Raw genomic sequence first — 8,657 nt, 5'->3', positions numbered from 1 at the left:
GCGTTGATGGTGTCGCCGCCGGCGTTGGCCAGGCCCAGGATCTGCGCCTTGGAGTTCTGCGCCTGCAGCAGGAACGACGAGAAGTCGGACGCGTTCAGCGGATGGCGTACGGCGCCCACCACGGTGCCGCCGGACTCCTTGACCACCTTGGAGGTGTCGGCCTCCAGGGCGTGGCCGAAGGCGTAGTCGGCCGTCAGGAAGAACCAGCTCTTGCCGCCGTTCTTGACCACGGCCGCGCCCGTGCCCTTGGCCAGGGCCACGGTGTCGTAGGCGTAGTGCACGGTGTAGGGAGTGCACTGCTCGTTGGTCAGTGCCGAGGAGCCGGCGCCGCTGTTGAAGTAGATGCGCTTCTTCTCGGCCGCGACCTTGGCGGACGCCAGCGCCGTACCTGAGTTGGTGCCGCCGAACAGCATGGTCAGGTTCTGCGTGTCGATCCACTCGCGCGCCTTGCTGGCGGCGATGTCGGCCTTGTTCTGGTGGTCGGCGGTGAGCAGCTCGATGGGCTTGCCCAGCACCTTGCCGCCGAAGTCGTCGATGGCCATCTGGATCGCCAGAGCGCCGTTCTTGCCCTCCACGTCGGCGTACAGGCTGGACATGTCGGTGATGAAGCCGATCTTCACCTTGTCCTGGGCATGGGCCTGGACGCTGGCCAGGGCCATGCCGGCGGCGCCCAGCAGGGCCACGGTGGTCTTGAGGGTGTGCTTCATGAGGAGTCTCCTTGTCTTCGGTCGAAAAACGGTGGGTGCTTGAAAGGGATGGCGAGGGGCCTGGCGGGCTCAGACGCCCAGCAGCTGGTTGAGCACGGGCATCTTGGCGTCGAGCTCGTCGGCCCGGAAGTGCTCGACCATGCGGCCGTGCTCCATGACGTAGAAACGGTCGGCCAGCGGCGCGGCGAAGCGGAAGTTCTGCTCGACCATGACCACCGTGTAGCCCTTCTCGCGCAGCATGGTGATCATGCGGGCGAGCGCCTGCACGATGACCGGCGCCAGGCCTTCGGATATCTCGTCGAGCAGCAGCAGCTTGGCGCCCGTGCGCAGGATGCGCGCCACCGCCAGCATCTGCTGCTCGCCGCCGGACAGGCGCGTGCCCTGGCTGTTCTTGCGCTCGGCCAGGTTGGGAAACATGGCGTAGATCTCGTCGAGCCCCATGCCCTGCGTGCCGGTCTTGAGGGTGGGCGGCAGCAGCAGGTTCTCCTCGCACGACAGGCTGGAGAAGATGCCGCGCTCCTCGGGGCAGTAGCCCACGCCCAGGTGGGCGATGCGGTGCGTGGCCATGGCGATGGTCTCGGTGCCGTGGATGCGCACCGAGCCGCGGCGCGCGCCGGTCAGCCCCATGATGGCGCGCAGCGTCGAGGTGCGGCCGGCGCCGTTGCGCCCGAGCAGCGTCACCACCTCGCCGGGCTGCACCACCATGTCCACGCCGTGCAGCACGTGCGACTCGCCGTACCAGGCCTGCAGGCCGGTGATCTCCAGTGCGGGTTGCGTCGTTGCCATGTCAGTGCGCTCCCTGCAGCTGGCCATCGGTCGTGCCCATGTAGGCTTCCATGACCTGGGCGTTGTTGGAGACCTCCTCATAGGCGCCCTCGGCCAGCACGGCGCCGCGCTGCAGCACCGTGATGCGGTCGGCGATCGTGGAGATGACCTTCATGTTGTGCTCGACCATCAGGATGGTGCGCCCGGCCGATACCTTCTTGATCAGCTGCGTGACCCGGTCCACGTCCTCGTGGCCCATGCCCTGCGTGGGTTCGTCCAGCAGCATCAGCTCGGGCTCCATGGCCAGGGTGGTGGCGATCTCCAGGGCGCGCTTGCGGCCATAGGGCAGGTTCACGGTGACCTCGTCGGCCAGATCCTCCAGGCCGACCTCGGCCAGCAGCGCGCGGGCGCGGCCGTCGAGCTGGTGCAGGCTTTTTTCGCTGCGCCAGAAGTGGTAGGACGTGCCCAGCCGCCGCTGCAGCCCCATGCGCACGTTCTCCAGCAGCGTCAGGTTCGGGAACACCGCCGAGATCTGGAACGAGCGGATCACGCCGCGGCGGGCGATCTGCGCCGGCTGCTCACGCGTGATGTCGGTGCCGTTGAAGCGGATGGTGCCCGAGGTGGGCTCCAGGAACTTGGTCAGCAGGTTGAAGCAGGTGGTCTTGCCCGCTCCGTTGGGCCCGATCAGCGCGTGGATGGACCCCCGGCGCACGCTCAGATTCACGTCGCTCACGGCGGTGAAGCCCTTGAACTCTTTGGTCAGGTGGGATGTTTCGAGTATGACGTCGCTCATTGCAAAAAGACGCGCGCCACGCCATGGCGTGACGCGGCCCTGTGTCTCCTTCGGTTGTTGCGCTGCATCGTAAGCGCGCCATTTTGGCGGCCGCACTGGGACTAATGCCTATGTAGTAACGCCTACGCAGCAGCGCCGGCATGCCACGCCGCGCGGGCCTTCAGGCGACAGGCAGGGCCAGCGCGACCGCCGACTCGTCGATGGTCAGCAGCACCCGCGAACCCGCGCGCAGGCGCGAGCCGGGCGGCGCCAGGCCCACCATCTGCACGCCCGCGGCCAGCTGCGCCGCGACCTCGTCGCCCAGCTCGCCGCGTGCCACGCGCACGGCGCGGCCGGCCCAGTGGTTGTCCGGCGCGCTTGCCCCCTGCCCTGGCGCCGCCAGCACGCGCACGGCCGTGGCCTTGCACAGCACCTGCACGGCCAGGCCCGGGCGCAACGCCAGCAGCTCGCTGCTCTCGCGCGTGATGCGCGCCCACACGCACAGGGCCGCTTCGGCCGGGGCGCCGCCGGCCAGCTGCACGCGCACCACGGGGCCGCTGGCCTGCAGCGCCACCACCGTGCAGGGCCACTGGTTGCGCATGCTGGTGCGTACCGTGAGCGCCAGCGCCGCGGCGCCGGCCGCCCCGCCGGGGCGCCACTGGGCGGCCAGCTGCGAGCGCGCTGCGTCCATAGCGCCGGCGGCGGCCAGCAGCTCGTGGCCCGCGGGCGTGAGGCGCGCGCCGCCCCCGCCCGCGCCGCCCACAGCGCGCTCCACCAGCGGCGCGCCGGCCAGGTTGGACAGGGTGTCCAGCGCCTGCCATGCCGCCTTGTAGCTCACTCCGACCGAGCGCGCGGCCTGCGAGATGGAGCCCGCGCGCCCGACCTCGCGCAGCACGGCCAGGCGCCGGTCGGCCGGGCCGTGGCCCAGGGCATCGAGGGAAAGAGACGGTTGCTCGGTCATGGCGCGATCATGCAACGGCCGGGGCCTATACTCCTGCGCTATTCCTCTCATGAATAGCGAGACCTTCCCATGACCTTCTTTCGCAAACGCCTGGCGTGTCCCCTGTTCCTGCTGGCCGGGCTGCTGCCCCTGGCCGGCCACGCCGACGAGGTGGCGGTGGCCGTCGCAGCCAACTTCACCGCGCCGATGCAGAAGATTGCGCAGCTGTTCGAGCAGGACACGGGCCACAAGGCCGTGCTGTCGTTCGGCGCCACGGGCAAGTTCTATGCGCAGATCGCCAACGGCGCACCGTTCGGCATCCTGCTGGCGGCCGACGACACCACGCCCGAGAAGATCGGCAAGGAAGGCCTGGGCGATGCTTCCACGCGCTTCACCTACGCCATCGGCCAGCTGGTGCTGTGGAGCAAGCAGGCCGGCTATGTGGACGCCGAGGGCAAGGTGCTGGAAAAGGGCGACTGGCGCCACATCGCCATCGCCAACCCGAAGCTGGCCCCCTACGGCCAGGCGGCGATGGAAACGCTGGACAAGCTCAAGCTCACCGACAAGGTCAAGGGCCGCGTGGTGCAGGGCGAGAACATCGGCCAGACCTACCAGTTCGCCGCCTCGGGCAACGCCGAGCTGGGCTTCGTCGCGCTGTCGCAGGTGACCGAGGACGGCAAGCTGCGCGAGGGCTCGGCCTGGGTGGTGCCTGCCAGCATGCACGCACCGATCCGCCAGGACGCCATCGTGCTGAAGCCCGCGCAGAACAACCCGGCCGCCGCCGCGCTGATGCAATACCTGCGCGGCGAGAAGGCCCGCGCAGTGATCAAATCCTACGGCTACTCGTTCTGAGCCCGTCCGGCCAAGCCCGCTTCGGCGGGTTTTGACGTTTTTGCACTGAAACCTTGATGGGGCAAGGACAGTCAGCTCCTTCTTTCATAGCTGTGGACACGTTTCATCTGGGCCCGAAGGACTGGGCCGCCATCCGCCTGACGCTGCGCCTGGCGGGCATCACCACCGTGCTGCTGCTGGTGCTGTGCACGCCGCTGGCCTGGTGGCTGGCGCACACGCGCTCGCGCTGGCGCGGGCCGGTGGGCGCGGTGGTGGCGCTGCCGCTGGTGCTGCCGCCCACCGTCATCGGTTTTTACCTGCTGGTGGCGATGGGCCCCAACGGCTTTCTGGGACACCTGACAGACGCGCTGGGCCTGCACCGCCTGCCCTTCACTTTTGCTGGGCTGGTCATCGGCTCGCTGGTGTATTCGCTGCCGTTTGCCGTGCAGCCGCTGCAGCGCGCCTTCGAGGCGCTGGGCCCGCGCCCGCTGGAGGTGGCGGCCACGCTGGGCGCGGCGCGCCTGGACCGCTTCTTCACCGTCGCGCTGCCGCTGGCGCGCCCGGGCTTCATCACCGCGGCCATCCTGACCTTCGCGCACACCGTGGGCGAGTTCGGCGTGGTGCTGATGCTGGGCGGCAACATCCCCGGCGTGACGCGCGTGGTCTCGGTGCAGATCTACGACCACGTGGAAGCGATGGAGTACACCCACGCGCACTGGCTGGCCGGGGGCATGGTGGCGTTCTCGTTCCTGGTGCTGATGCTGCTGCAGTGGCTGCAGCCGAGGAAGACGCGATGAACGTGCATGGCACCGCCCTGCCCGAGCACGGAACCGGCGGCCAGATCCACGCCCGGCTGCAACTGGCGCGTGCCGACTTCTCGCTGGACGTGGACTTGCAGCTGCCGGGCGACGGCGTCACCGCCCTGTTCGGGCCGTCCGGCTGCGGCAAGACCACCTGCCTGCGCGCCATCGCCGGTCTGGAGCGCGCGCGCGGCAGCGTGTGCGTGAACGGCGAGACCTGGCAGCACGACGCCACCCGCACCTGGCTGCCCACGCACCGGCGCGCCCTGGGCTACGTCTTCCAGGAGGCCAGCCTGTTTGCCCACCTGGACGTGCGGCGCAACATGCAGTACGGCTGGAAGCGCCTGGCGCCCGCGCGCCGGCGCGTGTCGCTGGAGCAGGCCGTGGAGCTGCTCGGCCTGTCGCAGCTCATCGAGCGCATGCCGCACACCCTGTCGGGCGGCGAGCGCCAGCGCGTGGCCATCGCGCGCGCGCTGGCCACCAGCCCGCGCGTGCTGCTGATGGACGAGCCGCTGGCGGCGCTGGACGCCGCGCGCAAGGCCGAGGTGCTGCCCTATCTGGAGCGGCTGCAACGCGAGCTGGCCATCCCCATCCTCTACGTGACGCACTCCGCCGACGAGGTGGCGCGCCTGGCCACGCACCTGGTGCTGCTGCGCGGCGGGCGCGTGCTGGCGCAGGGAGCACCCGCCGAGCTGATGGCCCGGCTGGACCTGCCGCTGGCCAGCGGCGACGGCGCGGCCGCGCTGGTGCAGGGCCGGGTGTCGGGCTGGGACGCGCGGGACCACCTGCTGACCGTGGGCTTTGTCGGCGGTCAGCTGCACCTGGCCACGGCGCAGCCGCGGGCCGTGGGCGAGGCCGCGCGCCTGCGCGTGCTGGCGCGCGACGTGAGCTTGGCGCGCCAGCGGCCCGAGGCCAGCAGCGTGCTCAACGTGCTGCCCGCGCGCATCGAGCAGATCGCGCCCGATGCCCCCGGGCAGGTGCTGGTGCGGCTGGACGCCGGCGGCACGGCCCTGGTGGCGCGCATCACCGAGCGCTCGCGCCGCGAGCTGGCGCTGGCCGAGGGCGAGGCGGTCTTCGCCCAGGTCAAGAGCGTGGCCCTGGCGGATTGAGGATGCCCACCCAGGGCATCTACGCATAATCCCTTATTGCTACAAAAAATGTAGCTATCTGTCCTTTGCACATAAGGGTTTCAGCCGCTTTTTTTCGTAAACCCGGCTCGCCCGCGAGTCCGTAGAATGGCGCCCCTGCAAAACCTCGTAAATCTTTGTTCCAGCCGTGTGCAGCCACCCCTTGCGCCGGCGGACATGCGCCCTTGCCGCTTCCTGGAGACACCATGCAGGCACTACTCGCCCTCTCGCGGGCCATCGACAGGCTCAACGCCTTCGTCGGCAGATATTGCATCTGGCTGATCTTTGCCGCCACCCTCATCAGCGCCGCCAACGCCGTGGTGCGCAAGATCTTCAACTACAGCTCCAACGCCTTCCTGGAAGTGCAGTGGTACCTGTACGCCTGGTCCTTCCTGATCGCCGCCGGCTACACGCTGCTGCAGCGCGAGCACGTGCGTATCGACGTGCTCAACAGCCGCCTGTCCAAGCGCACGCAGGTCTGGATCGACATCTTCGGCTTCCTGTTCTTCCTCACGCCCGTGTGCATCCTGGTGCTGTGGCTGGGCGTGCCCATGCTGATCAGCAAGTACCAGTCGGGCGAGATCTCGGGTAACCCCGGCGGCCTGATCCGCTGGCCGGTGTGGGTGGCGCTGCCCGCGGGCTTCGCGCTGCTGATGCTGCAGGGCTGGTCGGAGCTGATCAAGCGCATCGCCTTCCTGCGCGGCCAGGGGCCTGACCCCATGGGCCGCCTGTCCAGCAAGAGCGACGAGGAAGCGCTGATCGAGGCCCTGCGCCTGCAGGCCGAGCAGGAGCGCCAGGCCGGCGCCGGCGCCCCGCCCGCCCCCGCCCGCTGAGCGACCGTCCGGAGCACCGTTTCCATGGAATTCATCACCGCCAATTTCGCCCCCATCATGTTCGCAGGCCTGGCCTGCTTCCTGATCCTGGGCTTTCCCGTCGCCTTCAGCCTCGGCGCCTGCGGCCTGTTCTTCGGCCTGCTGGGCATCGAGCTGGGCGTCTTTCCGGCCACCATCCTGGCCTGGCTGCCCGAGCGCCTGATCGGCATCATGGCCAACGACACGCTGCTGGCCGTGCCCTTCTTCACGCTGATGGGGCTGATCCTGGAGCGCAGCGGCATGGCCGAGGATCTGCTGGACTCGGTCGGCCAGGTCTTCGGCCCGCTGCGCGGCGGCCTGGCGCTGGCCGTGATTTTCGTGGGCGCGCTGCTGGCCGCCACCACCGGCGTGGTCGCCGCCTCCGTCATCTCCATGGGCCTGATCTCCATGCCCATCATGCTGCGCTACGGCTACAGCCGGCCGCTGACCAGCGGCGTCATTGCCGCCTCGGGAACGCTGGCGCAGATCATCCCGCCGTCGCTGGTGCTGATCATCATGGCCGACCAGCTGGGCCGCAGCGTGGGCGACATGTACAAGGGCGCATTCATGCCGGCCTTCATGCTGGTGGGCCTGTACGTGCTGTGGGTGGTGCTGCTGGCCATCTTCAAGCCTCAGGCCGTGCCGGCCCTGCCGCCGGAAGCGCGCACGCTGCGCGAGCCCAACGGCAGCGCGGGCTACCCCTCGCTGGTCGCCGTGCTGGTTATCTCTGCCCTGGTGGCGTGGGTGCTGGAGTCGCACATGGCCGACATCCACAGCTGGTGGGAAGGCCATCTCGTGGAGTCCGTGCCGACCGACGAAAAAGTGGTGGTGGCTGCCTGCGGCGGCGCCTTCGTTGCCTGGCTGATCGCCTCGGCCAACCGCCTCACCGGCCTGGGGCTTCTGTCCAAGCTGGCCGAGCGCGTGACCTTCGTGCTGATCCCGCCGCTGCTGCTCATCTTCCTGGTGCTGGGCACCATCTTCCTGGGCGTGGCCTCGCCCACGGAAGGCGGCGCCATGGGTGCGGTGGGTGCGCTCATCATGGCCATGCTGCGTGGCCGGCTGTCGTGGTCGCTGCTCAAGCAGGCGCTGGCGTCCACCACCCGACTGGCATCCTTCGTCATGTTCATCCTGATCGGCGCGACCATGTTCAGCATGGTCTTCCAGGCCGCCGACGGCCCGCGCTGGGTCGAGCACCTGCTGGCCGACCTGCCCGGCGGTCAGGTGGGCTTCCTGATCGTGGTGAACGTGATGATCTTCTTCCTCGCGTTCTTCCTGGACTACTTCGAGCTGTCCTTCATCGTCGTGCCGCTGCTGGCGCCCGTGGCCGAGAAGCTGGGCGTGGACCTGATCTGGTTCGGCGTGCTCCTGGCGGTGAACATGCAGACGTCCTTCCTGCACCCGCCGTTCGGCTTCGCGCTGTTCTTCCTGCGCTCGGTGGCGCCGGAAAAGCCCTACGTCGATCCGGTCACCGGCAAGCTGATGGAGCCGGTCACGACCATGCAGATCTACAAGGGCGCCGTCCCTTTCCTGATCCTGCAGCTGACCATGGTCGGCATCCTGATCGCCTTCCCCGGCTTGGTCACGGGCAGCCTGGACAAGAAGGTCGAGGTCAACATGGACGCCGTGGGTGCCCAGATGCTCGACAGCCTGAATCAGGACATGGAGGAGCCCTACGGCCAGGACGAGGAGCCGCAGCAGCAAGAGCCGGCGCCTGGCGCCCTGCCCGAGCCCCAGCCCGAGGGCGGCGACGCCAGCCCTGGCGCGGAGGCCGACGACCCGGCCAAGGCCCTGCAGGACGCCCTGCAGCAGCCCGGGAATGCACCGGCCGCGGCAGGCCAGTAACGCCGCCGCGCCCCGGGGCGTG

The 8,657-nt window shown here is 69.3% G+C and carries 9 protein-coding genes; 5 read left to right on the top strand and 4 right to left on the bottom strand.

Annotated features, from left to right (window positions below):
• From RT051_RS10115 to RT051_RS10100, 4 genes are all read right to left on the bottom strand, one after another.
• Window positions 1–707, bottom strand: a 707-nt coding sequence (locus tag RT051_RS10115) for an ABC transporter substrate-binding protein (protein WP_313075964.1), incomplete at its 3' end; no start/stop codon positions are given.
• A 69-nt stretch (window positions 708–776) separates the two neighbouring features.
• Window positions 777–1,493 carry an ABC transporter ATP-binding protein gene (locus tag RT051_RS10110; RefSeq protein WP_313075963.1) on the bottom strand — a complete coding sequence of 239 codons (717 nt, stop codon included), beginning with the start codon at window positions 1,491–1,493 and terminating at the stop codon, window positions 777–779.
• Window position 1,494: 1 nt separating this feature from the next.
• Window positions 1,495–2,265: an ABC transporter ATP-binding protein gene (locus tag RT051_RS10105; RefSeq protein WP_313075960.1), complete on the bottom strand. Its 771-nt coding sequence runs from the start codon at window positions 2,263–2,265 to the stop codon at window positions 1,495–1,497.
• A gap of 160 nt (window positions 2,266–2,425) precedes the next feature.
• The gene (locus tag RT051_RS10100) at window positions 2,426–3,205 is read right to left on the bottom strand and encodes a TOBE domain-containing protein (protein ID WP_313075958.1); all 780 of its coding nucleotides are present in this window, start codon (window positions 3,203–3,205) and stop codon (window positions 2,426–2,428) included.
• Between the two features lie 69 nt (window positions 3,206–3,274).
• Between RT051_RS10100 and modA the strand changes: the two genes are divergently transcribed.
• The 5 genes from modA to RT051_RS10075 all read left to right on the top strand — a co-directional run bounded on the left by modA (window position 3,275) and on the right by RT051_RS10075 (window position 8,635).
• Window positions 3,275–4,036 (top strand): molybdate ABC transporter substrate-binding protein, encoded by a 762-nt coding sequence (gene modA, locus RT051_RS10095; RefSeq protein ID WP_313075955.1) that lies wholly within the window; start codon window positions 3,275–3,277, stop codon window positions 4,034–4,036.
• Window positions 4,037–4,128: 92 nt separating this feature from the next.
• A complete protein-coding gene (modB, locus tag RT051_RS10090; RefSeq protein WP_313075952.1) occupies window positions 4,129–4,812 on the top strand; it encodes a molybdate ABC transporter permease subunit in 684 nt (227 codons plus the stop codon).
• Window positions 4,809–5,924 carry a molybdenum ABC transporter ATP-binding protein gene (gene modC / locus RT051_RS10085; protein ID WP_313075949.1) on the top strand — a complete coding sequence of 372 codons (1,116 nt, stop codon included), beginning with the start codon at window positions 4,809–4,811 and terminating at the stop codon, window positions 5,922–5,924. The genes modB and modC overlap by 4 nt, the downstream gene beginning before the upstream one ends.
• A 224-nt stretch (window positions 5,925–6,148) precedes the next feature.
• On the top strand, window positions 6,149–6,775 hold the full coding sequence (locus tag RT051_RS10080; RefSeq protein ID WP_313075948.1) for a TRAP transporter small permease subunit: 627 nt from the start codon (window positions 6,149–6,151) through the stop codon (window positions 6,773–6,775).
• A 24-nt stretch (window positions 6,776–6,799) separates the two neighbouring features.
• A complete protein-coding gene (locus RT051_RS10075; RefSeq protein WP_313075945.1) occupies window positions 6,800–8,635 on the top strand; it encodes a TRAP transporter large permease subunit in 1,836 nt (611 codons plus the stop codon).
• Window positions 8,636–8,657: the final 22 nt, after the last annotated feature.

This window comes from Melaminivora sp., from assembly GCF_032059615.1.
Classification (GTDB): Bacteria; Pseudomonadota; Gammaproteobacteria; order Burkholderiales; family Burkholderiaceae_C; genus Melaminivora.
The sequence above is the reverse complement of the archived record's forward strand: the minus strand, read 5'-3'. Positions and strand labels throughout refer to the sequence as shown.

Coding starts and splice junctions, on each gene's coding strand:
- RT051_RS10110 (WP_313075963.1), bottom strand. CDS start 1,493: ATGGCAACGACGCAACCCGCACTGGAGATCACCGGCCTGCAGGCCTGG.
- RT051_RS10105 (WP_313075960.1), bottom strand. CDS start 2,265: ATGAGCGACGTCATACTCGAAACATCCCACCTGACCAAAGAGTTCAAG.
- RT051_RS10100 (WP_313075958.1), bottom strand. CDS start 3,205: ATGACCGAGCAACCGTCTCTTTCCCTCGATGCCCTGGGCCACGGCCCG.
- modA (WP_313075955.1), top strand. CDS start 3,275: ATGACCTTCTTTCGCAAACGCCTGGCGTGTCCCCTGTTCCTGCTGGCC.
- modC (WP_313075949.1), top strand. CDS start 4,809: ATGAACGTGCATGGCACCGCCCTGCCCGAGCACGGAACCGGCGGCCAG.
- RT051_RS10080 (WP_313075948.1), top strand. CDS start 6,149: ATGCAGGCACTACTCGCCCTCTCGCGGGCCATCGACAGGCTCAACGCC.
- RT051_RS10075 (WP_313075945.1), top strand. CDS start 6,800: ATGGAATTCATCACCGCCAATTTCGCCCCCATCATGTTCGCAGGCCTG.